This window comes from Deltaproteobacteria bacterium (genome assembly GCA_021737785.1).
In the GTDB taxonomy this organism is placed as follows: Bacteria; Desulfobacterota; DSM-4660; order Desulfatiglandales; family Desulfatiglandaceae; genus AUK324.
This window is the reverse complement of record JAIPDI010000051.1, coordinates 1-21,914: the sequence shown is the minus strand read 5'-3', so window position 1 is coordinate 21,914 and position 21,914 is coordinate 1. Positions and strand designations below refer to the sequence as shown.

18 protein-coding genes are annotated in these 21,914 nt (G+C 54.1%); 7 read left to right on the top strand and 11 right to left on the bottom strand.

What is annotated here, in order from left to right:
• Positions 1-73: 73 nt before the first annotated feature.
• From K9N21_19795 to K9N21_19770, 6 genes are all read right to left on the bottom strand, one after another.
• Positions 74-1,357 carry an ABC transporter substrate-binding protein gene (locus K9N21_19795; GenBank protein MCF8146157.1) on the bottom strand — a complete coding sequence of 428 codons (1,284 nt, stop codon included), beginning with the start codon at positions 1,355-1,357 and terminating at the stop codon, positions 74-76.
• Between the two features lie 394 nt (positions 1,358-1,751).
• A complete protein-coding gene (locus K9N21_19790) occupies positions 1,752-2,981 on the bottom strand; it encodes a hypothetical protein (GenBank protein MCF8146156.1) in 1,230 nt (409 codons plus the stop codon).
• 199 nt (positions 2,982-3,180) lie between these two features.
• Complete coding sequence (locus tag K9N21_19785; protein MCF8146155.1) at positions 3,181-3,870, bottom strand: ABC transporter ATP-binding protein; 690 nt, start codon at positions 3,868-3,870, stop codon at positions 3,181-3,183.
• Positions 3,871-3,881: 11 nt separating this feature from the next.
• Entirely contained in the window at positions 3,882-5,105 is a 1,224-nt protein-coding gene (locus K9N21_19780; GenBank protein ID MCF8146154.1) for an ABC transporter permease, read from the bottom strand.
• Between the two features lie 87 nt (positions 5,106-5,192).
• On the bottom strand, positions 5,193-6,431 hold the full coding sequence (locus tag K9N21_19775; GenBank protein ID MCF8146153.1) for an ABC transporter permease: 1,239 nt from the start codon (positions 6,429-6,431) through the stop codon (positions 5,193-5,195).
• Between the two features lie 71 nt (positions 6,432-6,502).
• A complete protein-coding gene (locus K9N21_19770; GenBank protein MCF8146152.1) occupies positions 6,503-7,294 on the bottom strand; it encodes an outer membrane lipoprotein-sorting protein in 792 nt (263 codons plus the stop codon).
• 640 nt (positions 7,295-7,934) lie between these two features.
• On the opposite strand from K9N21_19770, the gene K9N21_19765 reads away from it, so the two are divergent.
• Genes K9N21_19765 through K9N21_19755 form a run of 3 tightly spaced genes read left to right on the top strand, consistent with a single transcriptional unit; the run spans position 7,935 to position 11,875 of the window.
• On the top strand, positions 7,935-8,699 hold the full coding sequence (locus K9N21_19765) for an SDR family oxidoreductase (GenBank protein ID MCF8146151.1): 765 nt from the start codon (positions 7,935-7,937) through the stop codon (positions 8,697-8,699).
• Between the two features lie 16 nt (positions 8,700-8,715).
• The gene (locus K9N21_19760; protein ID MCF8146150.1) at positions 8,716-10,407 is read left to right on the top strand and encodes an AMP-binding protein; all 1,692 of its coding nucleotides are present in this window, start codon (positions 8,716-8,718) and stop codon (positions 10,405-10,407) included.
• Between the two features lie 10 nt (positions 10,408-10,417).
• Positions 10,418-11,875 carry a 4-hydroxybutyryl-CoA dehydratase gene (locus tag K9N21_19755; protein MCF8146149.1) on the top strand — a complete coding sequence of 486 codons (1,458 nt, stop codon included), beginning with the start codon at positions 10,418-10,420 and terminating at the stop codon, positions 11,873-11,875.
• A gap of 99 nt (positions 11,876-11,974) precedes the next feature.
• Here the strand turns inward: K9N21_19755 and K9N21_19750 are convergent, their stop codons facing one another.
• Together K9N21_19750 and K9N21_19745 are read right to left on the bottom strand one after the other, a co-directional pair.
• Entirely contained in the window at positions 11,975-13,342 is a 1,368-nt protein-coding gene (locus K9N21_19750) for a M23 family metallopeptidase (protein MCF8146148.1), read from the bottom strand.
• 368 nt (positions 13,343-13,710) lie between these two features.
• Entirely contained in the window at positions 13,711-15,084 is a 1,374-nt protein-coding gene (locus K9N21_19745; GenBank protein MCF8146147.1) for an amidohydrolase, read from the bottom strand.
• Positions 15,085-15,378: 294 nt separating this feature from the next.
• Here K9N21_19745 and K9N21_19740 point away from each other — a divergent pair, with 294 nt between their 5' ends.
• Positions 15,379-16,734, top strand: coding sequence for a DUF1015 domain-containing protein (locus K9N21_19740; GenBank protein ID MCF8146146.1), 1,356 nt, complete (start codon positions 15,379-15,381; stop codon positions 16,732-16,734).
• Between the two features lie 186 nt (positions 16,735-16,920).
• A complete protein-coding gene (locus K9N21_19735; GenBank protein MCF8146145.1) occupies positions 16,921-17,694 on the top strand; it encodes a methyltransferase in 774 nt (257 codons plus the stop codon).
• Here K9N21_19735 and K9N21_19730 read toward each other — a convergent pair.
• Positions 17,675-18,013, bottom strand: a complete 339-nt coding sequence (locus tag K9N21_19730; GenBank protein ID MCF8146144.1) for a DUF721 domain-containing protein — start codon at positions 18,011-18,013, stop codon at positions 17,675-17,677. The genes K9N21_19735 and K9N21_19730 overlap by 20 nt on opposite strands.
• Before the next feature lie 372 nt (positions 18,014-18,385).
• Here K9N21_19730 and pcaD point away from each other — a divergent pair, with 372 nt between their 5' ends.
• Positions 18,386-19,177 (top strand): 3-oxoadipate enol-lactonase, encoded by a 792-nt coding sequence (pcaD, locus tag K9N21_19725; GenBank protein MCF8146143.1) that lies wholly within the window; start codon positions 18,386-18,388, stop codon positions 19,175-19,177.
• Positions 19,178-19,515: 338 nt separating this feature from the next.
• On the opposite strand, the gene K9N21_19720 is transcribed toward pcaD, so the two are convergent.
• Positions 19,516-19,719 carry a hypothetical protein gene (locus tag K9N21_19720; protein MCF8146142.1) on the bottom strand — a complete coding sequence of 68 codons (204 nt, stop codon included), beginning with the start codon at positions 19,717-19,719 and terminating at the stop codon, positions 19,516-19,518.
• Positions 19,716-20,078, bottom strand: a complete 363-nt coding sequence (locus K9N21_19715) for a hypothetical protein (GenBank protein ID MCF8146141.1) — start codon at positions 20,076-20,078, stop codon at positions 19,716-19,718. Before K9N21_19715 ends, K9N21_19720 begins: the two co-directional genes overlap by 4 nt.
• A gap of 559 nt (positions 20,079-20,637) precedes the next feature.
• Here K9N21_19715 and K9N21_19710 point away from each other — a divergent pair.
• Positions 20,638-21,914, top strand: a 1,277-nt coding sequence (locus K9N21_19710) for an ATP-binding protein (protein ID MCF8146140.1), incomplete at its 3' end; no start/stop codon positions are given.

Genomic DNA, 21,914 nt, shown 5'->3' with positions numbered 1-21,914 from the left:
TGGAAAGGCCCCTGTCCGCCCGGATACGGTGCCCTTGGCGGACAGGGGTCAGCCCCCATGGAAAACAGATGTCTTAGAAAGGCGGCTTGGTGCCCGGGCCTTCAAACGGCGGACGGTTGAAGCATTCTTTGGCCGGGATGACCACCTGTTTGCCCATCACCTTAAACGGATACTTGGGATCGGATTTGGTCAGGCCCCAGGGGACTTCGTACATGGCCTGATGATCCTCTTTCCTGAAAACCCGGTCACCGGCAGGCGATGCCAGCGTCATCCCTTCCAAGGCGCTGATCACCTTGGCGGTGTCTTTGGATCCGGCCGCTTCCACCGCCTTTTTGAAGGCGTACATGGTGGAATATCCTGTTTCAGATACATAGGCCGGATAATGATTCCACCGTTTGTGGAACCGGGCCACCCAGTCATTGTTCATCGGCGTGTCCGGATACTGGAAGAAGTACCGGCCGGAGATCCAGATATTGTCGGGCATTTCGTTTCCGAGACCTTCCAGCACATCCATGGCGGCGCCTACCGGAAGGAGCACGTGTTTGATCTTGTCAAACATCCCGGCCTGTTTGGCCTGTTTGACAAAGGTGATCAGTTCCCCGGCCCACTCGGTGGAATAAAATCCATCCGGGCTGGCGTCCATAATGGTGTTGATGTGGGATCGGAAATCAGTGGTGCCGAAGGGGGCCCACGATTCTGCTGTGAATTGCGCATCCGGTTTGAGTTTGCCCAGCGTATTCTTGAACATCTCCCAACAGGTGTAGCCGTATTCATACTTGGGGCTGACAGTTGCCCATGTCTTGGCAGAAAGATCCTTGGCGATAAATGCCGCGGCATTGCCGTCCTGGTAGGTGGGGGTGCAGATGCGGAAGACCTGTTTGATGCCGTTTTTGAAAACCTGGTCTTCGGTCAACTTTTCCGTGGCCGCGTGGGTGACCATCAGTATCCGATCCAGTTCCTTCATAACAGGGGCCAGGGCCAGGGCCTGGCCGGATGAATCGATACCCCCTAAAAAATCAGCCCCCCAGCTGTCCACAAAGTAGCGTGCGTTCTTAATGGCCTCGGGGGCCTTCAGCGTGGAGTCCCTGAACTCGATCTCCAGCTTGGCCCCGGCGATGCCGCCGGCCGCGTTGATCTCCTCCATGGCCATGACCGCACCCATCTTGTGGAACTCTCCGTAACCGGCCAGGGTCCCGGACATGACCGCCTGGTACCCCACCTTTATGGGGCCTTTGATGGCGGGAGTCGCCGCCCATGCACCGATCGGCTTTAAAACACCCGGGCCTAAGGCGATCGCACCGGCCGTGAAAACGCCGGCCTTCATAAAATCCCTTCTGGTTATCCCTTTGTTTCCCATAGCCATCCTCCTCTTGGTCTAAAAGTTTCTGATGTTTTCCGTACCCGAAACCCTCTTAGAAATAAGACGGCAGCTTATGCATTTGGATTCCTATGAAGAGGAGATGTGTTCATCCGCTTAAGATGTCGGCACGGTCGGCCGGAAAAGAATTGGAGGCATATCGATCGCTAACACTGATTTTACTCATAACAGCTCACTTACACAGTGTCAAGACGAAATCCCACGATATTCAAAGTGCTTTGGTGCCCTCCTGATCATCCCAGAGACGCCCTGGAGGGCGTCCTTGAAAGTATCGTGAACCATTTCAGTCAGATAGCCCTGATGGGCGCCATTGTGCCCCCAGCCCGGGCTTCAAGCGCCTCGGATTCATCGGCAGGCCCTTGGGCAACGGTCATTAGAAATAGAAAGCCACCCAGGCGAGGATGTTGTTTGACGGCCGGTCGGTAAGGCCGGTCCCGGGGATTTCCCCTCCGCCGTATTCCGTGTTATGCCCGCCCCAATACAAGGAGGCCGATACGTTCAACCGGAGGTTGTCTAACATATCCCAGGTGAGATAGGGCTGGATGACGCCGCTGGGATCGGCGATATTGGTGATGGCAACCAACTGGAAATTCACCAGAGGGTGCAGTTCCACCCTTACCAGAGCATCCATGTAATGGCGTCCCCGGACATAGATTTCACCCCTTAAGAGTCGTTTTCGGAGGGCCTCGTTTTCAAACGCCTCCGAATAATGGTCCCGACTCTCGCCCAGGCCGTTGTAGTAATACTCCACCCATCCATAGAAATTCATTCCCCACCACACCCAACCATAATCCACATTGGCTACGAGGCTCACGAACCCGGAGGCGTCCTCCTTCAGATATGTCCACGTGGTGTTCAGACGCAGGGCGCTGCCTCCCATATAACCGACGACACCCGCTCCCACAGGGAAATCCTGGTAATGGCAGGCGCCTATAAAACTGAGTTCCCATTCGGTATCGGGAATCATAAGATGATAGTTGGCGGCCACCGAGGATTCTTCCCAACTGAGATCCCGTGTTACAACGTTTCTGCGGGGGATATAGAGCAATTGAAGGTCTCCGTATTGATCGCCGGGATTCACTTGAACGGATAGGGCGTCCTCCCCCTGTTTGTAGTCGCGATCCAGGGTGGTGGGCGCAAAAGGGGTGAAAATATCAAAGGGATTGAAGAGCATTCCATCCCCCCAACTGATGGCCTGGCGACCTCCCTTAATGACGCCCCACGAGGGAAACAGGGACAGGGATAACCGGTCGAACCGGTTAACCGCGTAAAGCTTCTCCCCCTCCTCCCATGTCCAGGTCAGGTTCATGAGACGTCTCCGGTCATTGATCAGCGATTGCGGAATGAGGATATCCGAGCTTCCCCCGCCCTGGCCTTCCTGAAATTCCGACAGTATTCCTCGAGTCTCGCTCCATACAAGGAAACTTTCGTTGTGGACCTCCAGTTCCGCCACGCCATTGAAACTGTAGCGCCCTTTCAAACGGAGTTCATTCTGGGCGTCCCACACCACGCCGTTCTCTGTTGCGTGATAGATGCTCCCTGAAGCAGGACGGCTGAGAGCCAGACGCGTTTTGAAATGACCTCCCAGTTCCATGTTTTCCATGGAAAAAAGGCCGCTGAGCGAGGAAGGGTTCGATGAGACGGTGTTCTGTGAAGAAACGTCCTGGGCAGAGGCATTGAGGCAGTTGAACAGAAACCACAGGAACCAAAACAGTTTCCATAAGAAACTGCGGCACCCTCCAGAGAAATGCGGACGGGAGGCAGAACCGGATTCCATGTCTCAAATCCCTGCGCGGCAAGACTCAATTGCGGTTGACGACGGTCTCCACGACCGTCCCGTCCTTTAACAGGATGATCCTCTGAGCGCGTTCCATGACCATCTTGTCGTGGGTGGAGAAAACGAATGTAATTCCATTGTTCTCATTGAGCTTTTTCATGAGGTCCAGGAGTTTTTCTCCGGTTTTCGAGTCCAGGTTGGCAGTGGGCTCATCCGCCAGGACAATGGCCGGCTCCGAGACAATGGCTCGGGCCACGGCCACCCGCTGCTGCTGCCCCCCGGACATTTCGGCGGGACGACGCGTCATAAGATCCTCCAAATCCACGTCTCGCAGAATGGCGCGAGACCTTTTCAATCGCTCGGATGAAGGAATGCCTTGAAGCATCATGATGAATTCGACATTTTCAATCGCCGACAGGACGGGTATGAGATTGTAGGATTGGAAAATGAACCCGATCTTATGAAGCCGCATATCGGCAAGTTGCGATGACTTCAGTCTGGTGATGTCCTGGCCATCCACCACGATCTTCCCTTGAGAGACATCGTCCAGACCGCCGATGAGATTTAGAACCGTTGTCTTTCCGGATCCGGAGGGCCCGGCGATGGCGATAAACTCACCCTTTTCCACTTCCATGTCGATGCCTCGCAAGGCCTTTACTTCCACCTTGCCTTGCTGGTAGGTCTTCTTGACGCCATTGCATTTTACGATGGTCATTTTTTTCCTCATCAGTTGTGGGTCATCGCCTGCACAGGGGCTATACCACCGGCTTTGAAGGCAGGATACAAGTTGACGACGATTCCCAGAAAGAGAACCAAGGCGTTGGGGACAATTAATTCCGTCACCTTGAAAACAGGAAAGATGATTTTGGGAAAGCCCAGCTGCTCGGCACTGGCCGCATAGGCGCTCAAATTGATGCCGCCGGCGTGTACAAGCCATTGGACCGCCGCGAGGGTCAGCAAATCCCCCAATACGATTCCGATGATGAGGAGCCACACGGCTTCGATGGTGATCTGGGTGATAATCCACCGGGACTTCATGCCGATGGCTCTCAGGACGCCGAGCTCTCGAAATCGCTCATAGACCGCAATGAGCATGGTGTTGACCAGGCCGAAAGCCATGGCAACAAAAAGGATGGCATACCAGATGTAGATAAAACCGTCCCATATCTCCAGGGTGGAGGTGATCAACGGCAACAGCTCCTTCCAGGACATCACCTCATAAGTGTCGTTCCCTATCCGGGATTGGAGCCATTGGCGGAGAGGAGGGACCTGGTCCATATTCGGAGCCATAAAACAAAGCTCGGACACGGCATCTCCCATCTTGAGCATTCTCTGTGCCGATGGAAGAAGAATGAAAGCGAAATGCTCCTCCGTTTCATCCGTCTCAGCGCGAAAGATGCCTGTGATGCGAAATCCCCCGGATGCGATTCTTCCTTCCCTATCCTGGGAGGTCAGAACCAGTTTTTTGCCAGGTTCGGTCTCGAATTTCCGGGCCAGTGATTCCCCGATGAGGATACCGTATTCATCCTCATTCGTAAGATATTGCCCCTCCGCAACAGCGGATCCGATGAAAGACACCCGGGCTTCATCTTCAGGCACGATTCCGACAATGACGATCCCTGCTGAATTCCGGGCATTGCTCACCACACCGGGAACCCTCACCCGTTGCGTCCAATATACGTTTTCGGGAAGTCCTTGCAGCTTCCGGGTGATATCTCTTACCGAGTCCATGGTATAATCGATGCTCGGATCATTGAAAAACCCCGTTCTGTGGACCTGGACATGGCCGGTCAGCGTGCGAATGCTGCTTTCGATCATCTGGTGCATGAGTCCCGTCATAAGGGTCTTCATGAAGACCATGCCCCAGGTGCCGATGATGATCGAGATCAATATGATGATGGTGCGCCTCGGCATCCGCCATAAATTCCTCCAGGCCAGTAGTCCAAGCATGTCTACACTCCGCCTTGCCTTTGTCGTTTTGTCTCAGACATCTTCCATCGCCGTGTGCCCGTTATCCTGTCGACAGGGCACTATTTTTCAAACTGCCCGAAGGGCTTTCGCAGGTTCCAGTCTGAATATCCTCAGGACAGGAAACACGGCCATGACCAAGGTGACCATCAGGATCACCGCCGGGCCCATAAGGATAGAGATGAGACTGAGTCTCGGCCACATCCGCGAAGGCATGCCCCACTGGGCCATGATATCGCCGGCCCCGGGGATTTCAAACCCATGAACCTGAAAATAATAGGTGAGGAGACATCCGCCGATAATCCCAAAAAAAATGCCCAGCAGACTCATGAAAGTCGATTCCAGAAGCACCAGTTTTACTACCTGACCAGGCCTCATGCCCAACGACAGAAGCATTCCGAATTCCCGGGTCCTTTCCATAACGGACATCACAAAGGTGTTCATGATGCCGAAGGCCACAATAATCACCAGGATGCTGTAATTGATCCAGCCGCTGACCATATCCACCTGAATAGACTGATCCAGACCCGGCAACAGGTCTTGCCAGGTCAGGACCTGCAAGGAATCCGACGGGAAGGAAGATCGAAGTCGCTCCCTGACCGCCTGGGCGAGGGCCGGTAGCTTATCCAAATCCTTTGTGATGACCACAAGCTCGTGAACAGAGTCCCCCATGCTGAAGGTTTCTTGAAATGTCTTCAGAGGCATTTGAAGAGAAGAGCGATCGAAGTCGGGCTGGCCGGTACTGAAAATCCCTCTAACCCTGACGACACTCGCGGCAATGGAGCCATCCAAGCCCTGCCCCAGCAGAACCAGTTCATCGCCCACGTCAACCGCCAGATTCTTGGCGAGAATGGTCCCGATGATGGCTTCATAACCGTTCTCATTCTCAAGATAGCTTCCCTTGCGAATGACCTGGAAAATGGTGGTGACTTCCTTTTCTCTGGCAACGTCCACTCCCACCACCCAGATGCCGTAGGTGCGCCGGTCCGAGGAAACCAGACAAAAGGAATTGGCGCGGCGGGATATGGCACTTATCAGGGGGAGATCTTGAATGGCCTGGATGACTTGCATGGGAAATTCTACTACCAGACGAATCTTCTTGTCCTTGTTGTACCCGTCAGCCTGCACCTGGAGGTGGCCCGTATGCCGTTTGACCGCAGCGTCAATCATGGTGTCGTAGGAACTGAATTGCAGGGAGATGGAAAAGATGAGCAGCGAAGAAGCGAACAGGATAGCGGAGATGGTCAGCAGGGACCGTCTCTTGTTCCGCCAGATGTTGCGCCAGGCGATTTTTGTATTAATGGACATGGGCGATCGATTCCTTGCCCCTGGAAAAACCCTGGGAACCGGGCGTAGTCATCATCCTTTATCGTGCATGGTCATCGGACTCTCGGGTCTTTCAGGTTGGATATGGAAAAGAAGCCATCCGTTATCGGGATGTCGAATTTTGCCTCTTTGTATATTACCTGCGTATATTCGTCAGGGTCTTCGCCCTTTCTCATGTACCAGATTCGAGGAAACAGCTTCCCTCCCAGCATGACGATGTCGGACGTGGTCATCGCTTTCACCAGCTGCATGTCTTCGTCAAAAAAGCTCTGCTGCAGGAGGATATGATCGTCTCGGATTTTCATGTGCTGCATTCCCCAAACCACAGGGGCGTTGGGCCTGGGCATGAGCTTAATCGTATAGACCTTGTGGTTGTCTTGAGAGGCCACCCCCATCATCTCATGGGTGTAGTCCTGAAGGATGGTGTCGGACTTGGCCAGGTCATCGTTGGAAAAGTCAGACCCCATCCATGCCTGAGACATCATGGAGGGGGGAATCTTGATAACACGGTTTACCTTGGGATTGTAGGTCCACATCTCACGGTCCTTCTTGAGAGTGCCGTTTCCCGCATCTTTGGCCGGGGCGATGACGCGAAACAGGGCGTCCTCCCTCCCCTTACTCCAGCCCTTGAGTGTCATCTTGCGCTCCCAATCGGGACGGTGGATGATCATGTCTACTTCTGTTTCTGAAGACTCGCCGCGGTAATAATCAAAGGCCTTTTCCAGTATTTCCTTGGCTGTTTCACACCGGGCAACATCTGTCATGGACGAGGCCGCAAGAAAGAGAACCACCACAGCAAACACCGTCCATCTCTTCCTTGTCTTCCGCATCCCGGTTCTCATCATATCTCCTCCTGTATGGCCCATGCGGTCAAATCATTTTGTGGCCCATCATCAAAGATCACGGATGTGGACATGAGGGGATAATCGTTTTCCATCTTTTAGTGAGAAATCCGAATTCATACCGCCCCGGTAAGGGTGAAAAATCTGTGATATCCCCAATTCACATACCTCGGAGCGAATCTTATGATACTGATTCCGTATCCGGATGTCTACTTCAGACCGACCTCCCATTTCATGCAACCATATCGGGGTTCCCAACATCATTATATAATATCATATAGTTACACCTTGTATCGAAGTGTTGTCAAGCCAAAGACCAGGGGACCGAAAAAGGTAAATCCAAGAAGCGGGAAAACTCTGGCTGGAGTACCACGGTCAGGCCGCCTTGGGAAAATATTTTTCACTTGTCAGGGCCATATTTCCGGTAATCGAACAGACAATTGCATCTATCCCAAGCCTGTGCTAAATTGAGGTGAAGACGATATGGTGACCTCATCCAGCCAGATGATGACGCCTTGACACCCTGGGTGAATGAAGGTAACAAATCATAGAGTCTGTGTGCAGCCTTCCGGATGTGAGGACGGATGCACCGCCGTCTGGCCCAAGGTCAAACACCGGCCACTCTGCTTGAGGAGAGGATAATATGCCGTCAGATATTTTTGACCTGAACAACAAGGTCGCCATGGTGACCGGCAGCACGAGAGGCCTGGGAGAGGTATCCGCCATGGCCCTGGCCAAGGCAGGCGCTGATGTGGCCGTATGCGGAAGGAACACCGGTGATCTGGAGCGGGTCTCCGGAGTCATCAGGGAGCTGGGAAGAAACTCGGCAGGGTTCGTTCTGGACGTGACCTCCAAACAGAGTGTCCATGACGGGGTAGACCGAATCCTGAAGCACTTTGGCAGGGTGGACATCCTGGTCAACAACGCGGGGTTGAACCACAGGGTGCCGGCCCTCGAATACTCTGAAGAGGCCTGGGACCTGGTCCTCACCACCAACCTGAAGGGTTATTTCCTGGTGGCCCAGGCCGTGGCGCCCCAAATGCTCGAGCGGGGCTACGGCAAGGTCATCAACATGAGTTCCATCCTGGGGAAAATCGGGCTCCCCAATCAGCTTGCCTATGCCTCTGCCAAGGGCGGGGTGGATCAGATGACCAAGGTCATGGCCATCGAGTGGGCCAAACAGGGGGTTCGGGTGAACGCCATCGGCCCCACCTATTTCGAGACCGAGATGGTGACACAAATCCGCAACGATCCGGAGCGCTTCACATTCATCAACGAGCGAACGCCCATGGGCCGATGGGGATATTTGCCGGAATTGGAAGGGATTGTCATCTTTCTGGCGGCCCCGGCGTCCGACTTCATCACCGGGCAGACCATCTATATCGACGGCGGGTGGACGGCGTGCTGATGAGGAGGAGGATAACATGGAATCCCTTTATGAAAAACGGCCTTGGCTGAAGAATTACCCCGAGTGGTCCCCCGGCGATCTGGAGATAACAGATGATACCGCTATCCACGACTTTGAAAGAACATCGGCCCGGGTTCCCGATGCCACGGCCATAATCTATTTCGACCGGGTTATCATCTACGGAGAAATCGACACGCTTTCAAATCAGCTGGCCGCAGCCTTTCAGGATATGGGGATTAAAAAGGGAGACCGGATCGTGGTCGATCTTCAAAATGTCCCTCAGTTCCCCATCACCGCCTATGCCGCATGGAAGGCAGGGGCCATTGTGGTGCCCCTCAACCCCATGTACAAGGAGAAGGAGCTGGCCTATTTCTGCCAGGATTCAGGCGCCAAGCTATTTGTGACCCTGGATGAAACCGCATCCGATCTCGATCTTTCCTTTTTGGACGGCACCGCTGTCAAGGCTGTCATTACCACATCCCCCCTCGATTTTCTTCCTCCTGGAACCGACCTGCCCGGGCTTTTGAAAAAGATCAGGAAGGCCCCTGTGTCCGGTGCCATGGACATGCTTCAGTTGATCGAGAAATTTCTGGGCAGAAAACCGAGTGATCCAGGGGTTGCTCCTGAAGACGTGGCCTACCTGACCTACACCTCGGGGACCACCGGTTCTCCCAAGGGCGCCATGAACACCCACGGCAACATCGCCTTCAACGCCCGAGTGTATCAGGCCATGCAGAAAATCGATGCTCATGATGTGGTGCTGGGCGTGGCTCCCCTGTTCCATGTCACCGGAGAGGTGGCCCACCTGGCCGCCGCAGCCTTAACCGGGATTCCGGTGGTTCTCTATTACCGCTTTGATGCGGAAGAGACCCTCCGTCTGATCGAACAGTGGAAGGTGACGGTAACCGTGGCCTCCATTACCGTATACATCGCCTTATTGAATCATCCGGATATGGGGAAACGGGACCTCTCCAGTTTCATCAAGGCCTACAGCGGCGGGGCCCCTGTGTCCGAGGCCACCGTAAAGCAGTTTCAGGAACAGACCGGGCTGTATCTGTATAATGTCTATGGCATGACCGAGACCAACTCCCCTTCCCATATCGTGCCCTGGGGCAGGAGGGCCCCGGTGGACCCGGAAAGCGGGGCACTCTCGGTGGGGGTCCCTGTCCCCAACTGCGTCATGAAAATCATGGATCTGGAGGAGGGGACCCGGGAACTCTCTCCCGGTGAGGTCGGGGAGATCATTGATTCCGGTCCCATCCTCATACCGGGATACTGGCAGAAGCCCGAAGAAACCGCCCATGCCATCCGCGGCGGCTGGCTCTATACCGGAGATGTGGGCAAGATGGATGAGGACGGCTGGTTCTATGTGGTGGACCGGAAAAAAGACATGATCGTGGCGTCCGGCTACAAGGTCTGGCCCCGGGATGTGGAAGATGTGATCTATCAGCATCCAGCGGTAAAAGAGACCGCGGTGGTGGGGGAGGCGGATCCTTACCGGGGGGAAACGGTCAAGGCCTTTGTTGCATTGAAAGAAGGGATGAAGGAATCTGTCACGGCCGAGGATATCATATCCTTTTGCAAGGCCCGCATGGCCGCCTACAAGTACCCGAGAAAGGTGGAATTTGTCTCTGAAATTCCCAAGACCTTGACAGGTAAATTTCTCCGCCGCACCCTCAGAGAAAAAGGAGCAGCAACAAACCGATAAAGGAGCACCCATGAAACTTAAAAACGGCGCCGAATATATCGAGAGTCTCAGGCAGTTACACCCTTGCATCTATTACAAGGGCAAGAAGATTGAGGATGTGACCCGTCACCCGGCCACGGCCCCCCATGTGCGGGCCGCGGCCATGACCTATGCCCTGGCCAATGATGATGAATACAAGGACCTGGCCACCGCGGTCTCACACCTGACCGGCCGGACCATCAGCCGGTTCACCCACGTGCATCAGAATATCGAGGACCTGATCAAGAAGATCAGGCTCCTGCGGGTGCTGGGCCAAAAGACCGCCACCTGCTTTCAGCGGTGTGTGGGCCATGACGGGATCAACGCCACTTACTCCGTGGCCTACGAAATCGATGAAACGCACGGGACAGACTACCTGGAACGATTCAAGCGTTGGCTGATCCGGATCCAGGATGAAAACCTGATGGTGGTGGGGGCCATGACGGACCCGAAAGGCGATCGGTCCAAGAGTGCAGCGGACCAGCCCGATCCGGACCAGTATCTCCATGTGGTGGAGCGGCGGGATGACGGGATCGTTATCCGGGGGGCCAAGATCCATATGACCGGGGCCGTGAATTCCCACGAGATCCTGGTCATGCCCACGTCGGCCATGGATGAGCGCTCAAAGGACTATGCCGTGGTCTGCGCCGTTCCGGTGAATGCGCCGGGGATCACCATGATCTTCGGCCGCCAGGCCAACGACGACCGCCGCGACAATCGGGAGCGGATTGACGTGGGCAAGCCCTCCTTCGGGGCCGTGGGCGGGGAGGCGGTCATCGCGTTTGAGGATGTCTTTGTTCCCGCAGAGAGGGTGTTCATGGACGGCGAGACGGATTTTACAGGGGCCCTGGTCTATCGATTCGCCGCCCACCACCGCGCCAATTACGGGGCCTGCAAGACCGGCCTCATGGACGTCCTGACCGGGGCCGTCAGCTACCTGGCCCAGATCCAGGGAACCGCAAAGGCCTCCCATGTCAAGGATAAGGTCACGGAGATGATCCACCTGTGCGAAACCCTCTACAGCTCCTCCATCGCCTGCTCGGCAGAAGGCTGGCCCACCCCCTCCGGGGCCTTTATGGTGGATACCATGCTGGCCAACGTGTGCAAGCAGAATGTCACCCGTTTTCACTTCGAGATCGCCCGTCTGGCCGTTGACCTGGCGGGCGGGTTTATCGCGACCCTTCCCAGCCAGTACGACCTGGAAAGCGAAGAGATCGGGCATCTGGTTGAAAAATATTTCTCAGGGGCCAAAGGCATCCCTACGAAGCACCGGATCAAGATCGCCCGCCTGATCGAGGCCATGACCGGGGGGACCGCCCTGGTGGAATCCATGCACGGGGCCGGGTCCCCCCAGGCGCAGCGGGTGATGATCTTCAGGGAGGGTCAATTGGACAAGAAGATTAAACTGGCAAAAAAATTGCTCGGGATTCCGGCTGGAAAAAAGTCATGAAATGGTCATGTATGGTCAGTCGCTTCACTGTCATGAGGTTTGACGACGCATGACAAATTCATAGCCCTCTTCGTTCCGCGTTCCGCGTCCAGAAGTGCCTCACTTCTTCAGCATATCCAGTTTTTTGGTGACATTGTCCTGAATCCAGTGACTGTCCCACCACTCGATGGGATTGACGAACTGGCCGTTGACCATCACCCCGTAATGGAGGTGGTCGCCCCCCGCCAACCCGGTCTGTCCGGTGATTCCGATGATATCGCCCTTCATCACCTCCTGGTCCATTTGTACGCCGATGCCGCTGAGATGGGAATAGGTAGAGGCCAACCCCTGGCCGTGATCCAGGACCACGGTCAGCCCGTAGATGCCGAGGTCGCCGGCGAAAACGACCCGGCCGTTGTTGGCGGCCTGGACCTCGGAATTGGCCAAAGAGGCCAGATCCAGGCCCATATGCGTCTGTTCATCGATCTTCTCCCCGTTGTAGTAATAGGTCCGATGATCTCCGAACCCTGCCATATTGGCGGCATTCTTGAGCCTGATCCAGACCCCGTCCCAGAGCATCTTCGGACTTGTTTTTGTTCTCAGCTCGTAGAAGGTGCGTGCATTTTCCAGTCGTAAGTCCTTATTTATTTTAAGGAACTTATCGATATCCGGCCCGGTCATATTTTTTAGATATGAGGAAAAATAGGGAAGGATCTGTTCCAGAAACCGGTCGGATATGTTCATCTTATCTTTACGGAAACGCTTTTGGCGAATACGACAGTTAAAGATGCCCCTTGAATGGTTGCCGGCCCGATCTTCCGCCCAGAGATAGATCTCCGGTTTCCCTTGGATATCGAACGGAATAGCGAAATAGCAGACATACATCCCCTCCTGAGCGCCTTCTCCTGCAGGGAAGCCGGGGAAGAAGGTGTCATTGACAAACAGTCCGCTCTCTGTCGCATCAGAGCTGGTCTGGTAAACCACCAGTCCGCTTCCGCCCATATTGGCGTAATTGAGACTGCTCAGAGACCTGATGGCCGGGGGGATGGTATCCACGATCATCTTGTGTTCGAATATGGAATGGTTCCCGTCGCCCCCATTTCTTCTTGAATAATCCCATACAGACACATAAAAGTCCGCCCGGCCCTGGGCCAGATTGAGGCTGGAGAGATCCACCGGAAAACGGGTCTCGAAGCGATGGGTTCCCTCGCGGTTGAGAAGGCCGACAAAGGAGAAGGTCTTTTCAAGAACAGTCATGACCCTCCCTTCCTGCTTTACAGATACCTCTATCCGCCGGATGCCTCTTTTCGCATCCGTAACGGTAAGCAAGAGTTCCTGCTTTTCAGCAAAATATTCGGGGAGCGGCGCCAATTGGATATTCGGTTTCTCCGACTCAAAAATCATCATTAAGAACCAGCCCAGAAAACCTAATACCACCACGATTGAGATGACGGCCGCGATAAGCCCTATATTTCTTTTTTTAGCCATATATTGTTCACCCTGTGTGTATTGATGTTATGGCCCAAAGAGGTAAGATTGGGCTTGAAGTTATATGCGCTTCCGGATATGAGTTGGCAGAGAACAACGGTTCTCCTGTATCTCTGTTCCCGTCACGCTGCTTTTAGAATCGTGTTCAGAAAGTGCTGCGATTATCCTGAGACCTCTAAATAGCAAATAAAGCCGTCTCAAGGCAATGGTTTTTCCGGAAGAGAGGGAGGTTCTGTGGAAATGAACCCGTAAATCGCCGTTGCAGGGGCCGGTGCGTGCCCTCCCCCCACGTACGAACTTGCGAGGAAACTAGGGTGCGAGATGTTCCGCGTTCACACTTCATTCCCAATCCCTGAATCCCTGAATCCCTAAATTTTCAAATTCCCAATCCGCTTACCGATCTCCCTCACCTTCCCCATGACCTCATCCGCATCGATGGTCATAAATTGTTTTTTCCTCATTATGATCCGACCGTTTACAATGACGTCCCTCACATCACTCCCATTGGCGGAATAGACCAGGGTGGAGACAGGGTCATACATGGGACAGAGATGGGGCTTGTCAAGATCGACAATGATAATATCCGCCTTTTTTCCCTTTTCGAGGGTTCCAAGCTCCCCTTCCAGCCCCATAACCGCCGCGCCCCCGGTGGTGGCCAGGCCGAGGGCCGTCCCTGCACCCAGACTCAGCGGGTCCCGGTCAAAGACCTTGGCCGCTTTGGCAGCGGTCTCCATTTCACAGAAAAGATCCAGGTCATTATTGGAGGCGCACCCGTCCGTGCCCAATCCGAGGGTGACCCCGGAGCGCATCATGGCGGCGACCGGGGCCACGCCCGATCCCAACTTCATATTGCTCTCCGGGACATGCACGATCTTGACCCCTCTTTCCGCGAGGCGCGCCATCTCCCCGGCGTCGAGGTGTACACCGTGGACCGCAATCAGCGATCCGTCCAACAGACCCAATTGATCCAGGTAGTGAACCGGGCGTTTGCCGTACCGCTTGATCGTGTCACTCACCTCTTGGCCCGTCTCGGAGAGATGAATCTGCAGAGGGAGATCATACGCTTCGGACAGGTCCCACGCCGCTTTCAGGGTGCGGGCTGAACATGTGAGAGGGCTGTGACAGAAGACTCCCGGGGTGATGAGATTGGAGACGCCGGTCCATTTCCGGATGAAATCCCCGGCAACCCTCAGATTGTCCTGGGGATCGGGGACGCCGGGTGCAGGGAAATCGATCACCCCCTGGGCCATGATCCCCCTGAGCCCGGCAGCGTGGGCGGCCCGAACGGTCTGGTCCTGAAAAAAATAGCCGTCCACAAAACAGGTGGTTCCCGAGGCGATCATTTCGAGACATCCGAGCAGGGCCCCCCAGTAGACTGTCTCGGGGTTCAGACCCGCGGCTTCCGCCGGAAAGATCTTTTCAAACAGCCATTGCTTCAGAGGGAGATCGTCCGCCAACCCCCTGAATAATGTCATGGCGGCATGGGTATGGGCGTTGATCAGTCCAGGCAGTACAAGGGTATTTGCGGCATCTATGGTTTCCACTCGACCCTCCAGGGGAAGCGGCACCGCTGCCATCCTTCCGATATCCGCAATTCGCCCATCGGATATAACAATCCTTGCCCCTCGAATGGGCGCTTCGCCCTGGGCCATGGTAACGGCGGTTCCCCCTTCGATGACCAGGCTTACATCCCCCTGTCGATCCCGTACCTGAAACTCATGATTATCCTCCGTCAAAATCATGAACTGTCCCTCCTCCCTTTAAATTTACTTGACACATTCCGCGCACTGAGAGAGATTATTGAGTTTTAGTTTCGTCTCAACTTGTCCGTCAATTGAAATTTTTAGAAAGCCCATTCCTCTGGCTTCCTGCGGGGATAATGAGCGGACGTAAAAAAGTCCGAGATTTCTTATGCTTGGGAAAGCCCTGCAGCTCTTTGCAGAGGTCATCAATCCACGGGCATTCCGGGAGTTCTGCCCGGAAACGCCGAAAACATACAGGGCCCTCGGGTTAGGGGGTCCATTCAGGAGTGATCAATGGCTATTGTCGCACCGTTTAAAGGTTTAACCTATAACTTCCACCAGAGACAAGATCTTTTCCGCCTGGTAGCGCCCCCCTATGACGTTATCTCGGAAGAGGAACAGCTTCGATATTATGAGGAAGACCCCCACAATGTCATCCGGCTGATATTAGGCAAAAAACGGACCGGGGACTCGGATTGGGACAATGTTTATACCCGTGCAGCAGACCATTTTCAGAGATGGCAGTCAGACGGGACCCTGATCCGCTCCAAGGAAGCGTCTCTTTACGTTACCGCCATGACCTACGACCCTGGAAACGGCGAGCCGGAAAGGGTCCGATGGGGCATCATCGCCCTTGCGCGTATCGAGGATCCTTCTTCCGGCGTGATCCTCCCCCATGAAAGGACCTTCTCCGCCCACAAGGACGATCGGCTCAAGCTGTTCAGGGCGTGCAACGCCCAGTTCAGTCAGATTTTCGGGCTGTATGAAGACCCTGAAAACGCGGTGCTGAATGCCTGCACCGAGGCCCTGTCCAACACCCCTCAGATGGATTTCCGTCTGGAGGACGGTACCCGGCACCAACTCTGGGTCCTCAATCGAAGGAGTCTGTTTAAAGAGGTGTCCGAGGCCATGGCCCATAAATCCATCTTTATCGCCGACGGCCACCACCGCTATGAGACTGCGAGAAATTACCGGGACATGATGCGGGCCAGGTACGGTCAGAGACCGGCGAACCGATCCTATGAATTTGTCATGATGTATCTTTCCAGCATGAACGACAAGGGGCTTACCATCCTCCCTTCCCACAGAATGATAAGAAAGATTCCCGGATTCGAGACCAAGGCCTTCCTTGAAAAGGTGAAGCAATGGTTTGATGTGGAAACATTTCCCATCACCGTTCCAGGCACCCCCCAGACATCGGCCGAACTGAAGCAGAGACTGGAGGAAGCGGGGAAGGAGCGGACCGCTTTCGGCTGGTATGCACAGGATAGCGACCGATGGCATCTCCTCTCATTGAAACCGGGGATGAGAGGAGAGATGGGAGATGATCTTCATCCTTCCCTCAAGGCCCTCGACGTCCTCGTCCTCTCCCGGCTTATTTTCCAGAAAGGCCTCGGGTTCAGCAAAGAGGATCTGGATGATGAGGAGATATTTCAGTATCAGAGCAATATCTCCAAGGCAGTCTCAGAGGTGGCATCGGGAAAATACCGGATGGTATTTCTCCTGAATCCCACACGGATGGCCCATGTCACCGAGGTCGCCGGGAACGGCCTGGTCATGCCGAGAAAGTCGACCTATTTCTATCCCAAGGTGTTGACGGGTCTGGTGTTAAATAAGATCGATCCGTATGAAATCATCCAGGTGCCGTGAGACTGGATGCTGGGTGCTGGATACTGGATACTCGATACTGGATATTGAGAATTGGCCCATGGCTGACAGCTGACGGCTGATAGGCGGGGATAAAACCGCTTAACAGCTTAAAAGCTTAACAGCTCATCAACTTAACAACTTGTGCCTTGCAGCCTTATGCCTTGCGCCTCAAACGCTGATTAGCGTTTGGAAATTTTAGGCAGTTCCATTTCGGAGATTTTTGCCATCAGCCATCAGCCATCAGCCATCAGCCGTCCAGAGCTCCTTCCCGGCGAGTCCATCGACCCATTTCTGGACGGCCGGCTCCAGATCATTCAATCCAGAGATGGTTACCGTTTCTCCATTGATGCGATCCTCCTGTCCCAATTCGTGACCGTCCGGCCTGGGGATAGGGTGATCGATCTCGGGACCGGGTGCGGCATCATCCCCCTTATCCTCCTCCTCACACGGCCGGTGGGCCATGCCGTAGGGCTGGAAATCCAGGAAGATCTGGCCTCCCAGGCCTTGCGCAATGTTCAGTTGAACGGTTTGGACCAGAGGATGGGCATCGTTCTGGGGGATATCCGATATCCGCCCATGGCCGGCGCCTCGGCGGACGTGGTCATATGCAATCCTCCCTACCGAAAGATGCGAAGCGGCCGCATTAATCCCGATCCGCGAAGGGCCATTGCAAGACACGAACTCCTGGCATCCATTGACGACATCCTGTCTGCCGCCGGCTATCTTCTGAAGAAAAAAGGAAGGGTTGCTCTGATCTATCCGGCCGTCCGCCTGACAGATATCTTCGTCCGGCTGAGGCAGTTCAACCTCGAACCGAAGCGGATTCAGTTGAATTACCCGAATATCGATTCGGGCGCCAAACTTGCATTGATCGAAGCGACGCAGGGGGGGCGGCCCGGGATGGAGGTTCTTCCCCCCCTCCTGGGCCAGGGGAATTTCTCTATCGCCGGCCGACCCTGAAGTCGATCTTGTCAACGGCCATGCGGCCCAATTTGCTGTTCAGCTTTTCCCTGATGGTGGATTCTAAAAAATTGAGTTCCTGAAGCCAGATCGGATCTGAAACCGTGACGCTCAGACGACCCTTCCTGATCCGGGACGGCCGGGCACTCTCTGAAATGGTTTCACCCACCACCTCGTTCCATACCTTCCAGATATCCACGTCATCCGGATTGAACGACAGGGTTCCGTCGGTGAGCAGTCCCGAGATGATGTCCCTCAGGGGGGTCAGTTCATTTTTGGATGGGTCCATATCTTGAGACACTTCCATAGCGTTATTCATGCGGCAGATGCTCCGCACTATATTCTTTTCAAAAACGCTTATCAAGGACAGAAACAATTCGCATTTCGGGAAAACAGCTATGTGGGAGCGGCTTCTCCCGCTATACGGGATCTGCGACGGGCCGCGAAAAGTCGCGGCAAGATGCCACTCACACAGAATTTTGACGCCGATTCTATTTCATAGTGAGAATTGCTGCAAGGACAGACCGTTACTTTCGCCATCATGTCAGGAATATGCATTGAACGCAGTCCGTTTCCATGGTATCAAAATTATTGGAAATGATCTGCGAGCCGATTCCTCGCAGCTTTCTGCGGGGTAAACGCCGATTTTCAAAAAATGTTTAAGGACCTTGCATTTAGGTGGAGAAAAGCTATGGAAATCAAAGCGAACGGGATTCGGATAAATTACGAACTATCGGAAAAGAAAGACGCAGAGGTGGTGGTGCTGAGCCATTCCCTCGCATCGAGCCTGGTGATGTGGCAGCCCCAGATGGATGTCCTGAGCCGGCATCTCCGTGTGCTCGCCTATGATACCCGGGGGCACGGGGGTTCCGAGGCGACTGCGTCCCCTTACACGTTTTCACAATTAGGGGAAGACGCCGTGGCCTTGCTGGATGCCTTGAGTATCGATGCGGTCCACTGGGTCGGACTCTCCATGGGCGGGATGATCGGTCAGAGCGTGGCCCTCGATTACCCTGAAAGGCTCCACAGCCTCTCCCTGTGCGATACGGCCGCCGTTGTTCCCAAAGACGCCGACCCGATCTGGCAGGAACGGATCGACCTGGTCCGAAAAGAGGGGATGGCGCCCACGGTTCAGCCCACGCTGGAACGGTGGTTCACCCCTCCCTTTATCGCCCTCAACCCTCCCATGGTGGATATGATCCGGCAGCAAATTCTCGCGACGAGGGTAGACGGCTATGTCGGCTGCAGCGAGGCCATTCGCCGCCTCGACTACCTGGATCGCCTGCATGGAATAAGGGTCCCCACCCTCATCATGGTGGGCGAGGATGATCCTGGAACGCCTGTGGACGCCTCCCGGGCCATGCACGACCGCATCCCGCAATCCAGACTGGTAATCATCCCCTCTGCGGCCCATCTCTCCAACATCGAACAGGCCGAGGCCTTTAACCATGAATTGATGGCGTTTTTGATGAGTGTTAAATAGAACGGATAACCGCAGCCAATCCCGGCGGGACTCACACAAAGACATGGAGCACACAAAATCATGAAAAAATGGGATGCTGATTATCGGCGCGGCGGTTGAGATGGAAACCGGTGTTTAAAAATTGCCGCACGCAAAGAAGGCTATTTGCAGATTAAAAATTTCCTGCAAAGCGCCGAAAAGGATTTAGGGGAATCGACAGGATGAAGGCGGGGGAAGGGTAAACGAAAAGCGGGAAAACCACAAAGGTACCGAAGCAAACATTTCAGACCTGCATTCCCGCGCGGAGCGTGGGAACGGGATAAACCGCGTATCACGGTCGGCAGCCCCACAGCGGATAATCAATTCGGAACAGATTGCCTTGCCTCTTCGCTCCCCTCAAAAACGGCCAGTTTTTCGTGAAGACGCGCAATCATCTTCCGAACGCCGGCCTTCGTGAATCCCTTCGAACCGACAGGGTGGTCCCTCTGCAGCCCTTCCAACCGCTTTTCAAGGATACGCATTTCTTCTTGCGCTTTTTCGTATTCGTTCAAATTGTGAATCATAGTTTAACCTCCACAAGTCCTTTGCGCCGACCATCGGCTTCACGTGTGCGGCTGAAAAACGCGATCCACTCGCTCCAGTCGATTTCATCTTCCCCGGCGAATATTTCTTCTGGGCGACGCGTCAAAACCATTTCCTCCAGTTCCAGTGCCGCCTCAATTCCCTGTTCAATCTGGTGCTGAAAATCCACGGGAAGCAGAACAACCGCGTCAACGTCATCGGGAGCAGATTTTGCGGTGACGAAACTCCCATCAATCAGGAGCTTGATGGCGTGGACCCGACGGGCCAGGTCTATCCATCGACGAACTCGAATGACCAGACTTCGACGCCGGCGAGACGATGCGCCAAACCGAAAAACCACTTCGGCTTCTGATGCCTTGTAAAGCCCTTAAGGCAGATAGCCGTCTGCACGAAATTCGGGTATTGCTGGGTGTTCCGGCCGCAAACGAACCCTTTCACTTGGATCAACCCATTATACCAGAAAAGGAGTTCCATGCAAACGGAACAGATGGATAACGGCAATTCTCATTATGAAGTGAACCCGGACAAAAAAAATCCGTGTGAGTGGCATCTTGCCACGACTCGTCGCGGCTGGTCGCAGACCCCATCTTTAGCGGGGAAAACCGCTCCCACAGGGAACGCCTCCTTGATAAAGCGCTTAAGGGTGCGATTAAAATTGACCATTACGGACACTGTTACCGCATGGGAAGGCCTAACCCGTCTTCCGCAACTCCGGTGCGGCGGGGACCAAATTCTCGCATATTTTTAGGGTTACCTGTTGAAGAAATTTAAAATGACCCTCCTCTATGGCCATATTTTGTGAGATCAATCACTTTTTACATACGAAAAAAGTGATTTTATGCACATAATTCGTCCGAATATCTTGACAAAAGCCTTTTCACCTGTCAAAATTCTGCATTATGAAAAGAGATATCTACGCTGACTTGCTGGCATGGAAATCGTCTTCCAGGCGAAAACCGCTTCTGCTGCAGGGTGCGAGGCAGACGGGGAAAACCTTTATCCTGAAGGAATTCGGCCGCACTGAGTACAGAAACACGGCCTACTGTAATTTCGAGGAAGACCCTCTTCTGGCAGGTTTTTTTGAGAAGGACCTGGATTCGCAGCGAATTTTGTCAGAACTCTCTGTGTATTTGAACGTGCAGATTGAACCGGGGACCGACCTGGTCATCTTCGACGAAATCCAGGCCGCTGATCGTGCCCTGAACTCATTGAAATATTTCGCCGAAAAAAGGAGCGACCTTCACATCGCTGCTGCAGGGTCTCTCCTTGGTCTGAAGCTATCGGGCCCCGGGTCTTTCCCCGTAGGAAAGGTCAATTTCCTCCAACTCTATCCGATGTCTTTCCTGGAATTCCTCGACGCCATGGGAGAATCCAGATACAGAGACCTGATTGAACATATTGAAAAGGCTGAACCTCTGACCGATGCCTTTCACACCCATCTGATCGACATGCTGCGCCGCTACTATTTTGTTGGAGGTATGCCGGAAGCGGTAAGGCGCTTCGCCGAGACGGGTGACGGAGTGGAGATCCGGGAGATCCATAAAGAAATTATCAAATCCTATGTCCTGGATTTTGCCAAACACGCACCGGCCACTGACATTCCCAAGCTGACGCTTGTCTGGGGCTCCATACCAAAACATCTCGCAAGGGAAAACAAGAAGTTCGTTTTTTCTGCGGTTAAAAAAGGGGCGCGTGCCCGCGAATTTGAAAACGCCCTGATGTGGTTGAACGATTCCGGTCTTATTCATCGAGCAGAGGCTGTTCAAACCGTGAGACATCCCCTCGCGCACTATTCAGACAGCAATTGTTTCAAGGTGTATGCCCTGGACATCGGATTATTAGGGGCTATGGCCGGGTCTTCGGTTGATCTCCTGGTGCGTGGAGAGCGGCTTTTCAATGAGTATGAAGGCGCCTTTGTGGAGAGCTATGTTGCACAACAACTGGTTTCACATTTCGGGCAGTCCCTCTATTACTGGCGAAGCAAGGGCGGCAAGGGCGAGATCGATTTCCTTTGTGAATTTGCAGGCAAGATCTATCCTCTGGAGGTTAAGGCGGGGATTAATCCAAAAAGTAAGAGCTTGAGGTCTTACCATGACCAGTTCCGGCCGGAATGTTTGATTCGCACAAATCTCCTTAATCTGAGAAGAGATGGAAATCTCCTCAACCTCCCGCTGTA

What these genes read in the sequence shown, in the direction of transcription:
- K9N21_19795 (MCF8146157.1), bottom strand. Translation starts at nt 1,357, where the DNA reads ATGGGAAACAAAGGGATAACCAGAAGGGATTTTATGAAGGCCGGCGTT.
- K9N21_19790 (MCF8146156.1), bottom strand. Translation starts at nt 2,981, where the DNA reads ATGGAAAACATGGAACTGGGAGGTCATTTCAAAACGCGTCTGGCTCTC.
- K9N21_19785 (MCF8146155.1), bottom strand. Translation starts at nt 3,870, where the DNA reads ATGACCATCGTAAAATGCAATGGCGTCAAGAAGACCTACCAGCAAGGC.
- K9N21_19780 (MCF8146154.1), bottom strand. Translation starts at nt 5,105, where the DNA reads ATGCTTGGACTACTGGCCTGGAGGAATTTATGGCGGATGCCGAGGCGC.
- K9N21_19775 (MCF8146153.1), bottom strand. Translation starts at nt 6,431, where the DNA reads ATGTCCATTAATACAAAAATCGCCTGGCGCAACATCTGGCGGAACAAG.
- K9N21_19770 (MCF8146152.1), bottom strand. Translation starts at nt 7,294, where the DNA reads ATGATGAGAACCGGGATGCGGAAGACAAGGAAGAGATGGACGGTGTTT.
- K9N21_19765 (MCF8146151.1), top strand. Translation starts at nt 7,935, where the DNA reads ATGCCGTCAGATATTTTTGACCTGAACAACAAGGTCGCCATGGTGACC.
- K9N21_19760 (MCF8146150.1), top strand. Translation starts at nt 8,716, where the DNA reads ATGGAATCCCTTTATGAAAAACGGCCTTGGCTGAAGAATTACCCCGAG.
- K9N21_19755 (MCF8146149.1), top strand. Translation starts at nt 10,418, where the DNA reads ATGAAACTTAAAAACGGCGCCGAATATATCGAGAGTCTCAGGCAGTTA.
- K9N21_19750 (MCF8146148.1), bottom strand. Translation starts at nt 13,342, where the DNA reads ATGGCTAAAAAAAGAAATATAGGGCTTATCGCGGCCGTCATCTCAATC.
- K9N21_19745 (MCF8146147.1), bottom strand. Translation starts at nt 15,084, where the DNA reads ATGATTTTGACGGAGGATAATCATGAGTTTCAGGTACGGGATCGACAG.
- K9N21_19740 (MCF8146146.1), top strand. Translation starts at nt 15,379, where the DNA reads ATGGCTATTGTCGCACCGTTTAAAGGTTTAACCTATAACTTCCACCAG.
- K9N21_19730 (MCF8146144.1), bottom strand. Translation starts at nt 18,013, where the DNA reads ATGAATAACGCTATGGAAGTGTCTCAAGATATGGACCCATCCAAAAAT.
- pcaD (MCF8146143.1), top strand. Translation starts at nt 18,386, where the DNA reads ATGGAAATCAAAGCGAACGGGATTCGGATAAATTACGAACTATCGGAA.
- K9N21_19720 (MCF8146142.1), bottom strand. Translation starts at nt 19,719, where the DNA reads ATGATTCACAATTTGAACGAATACGAAAAAGCGCAAGAAGAAATGCGT.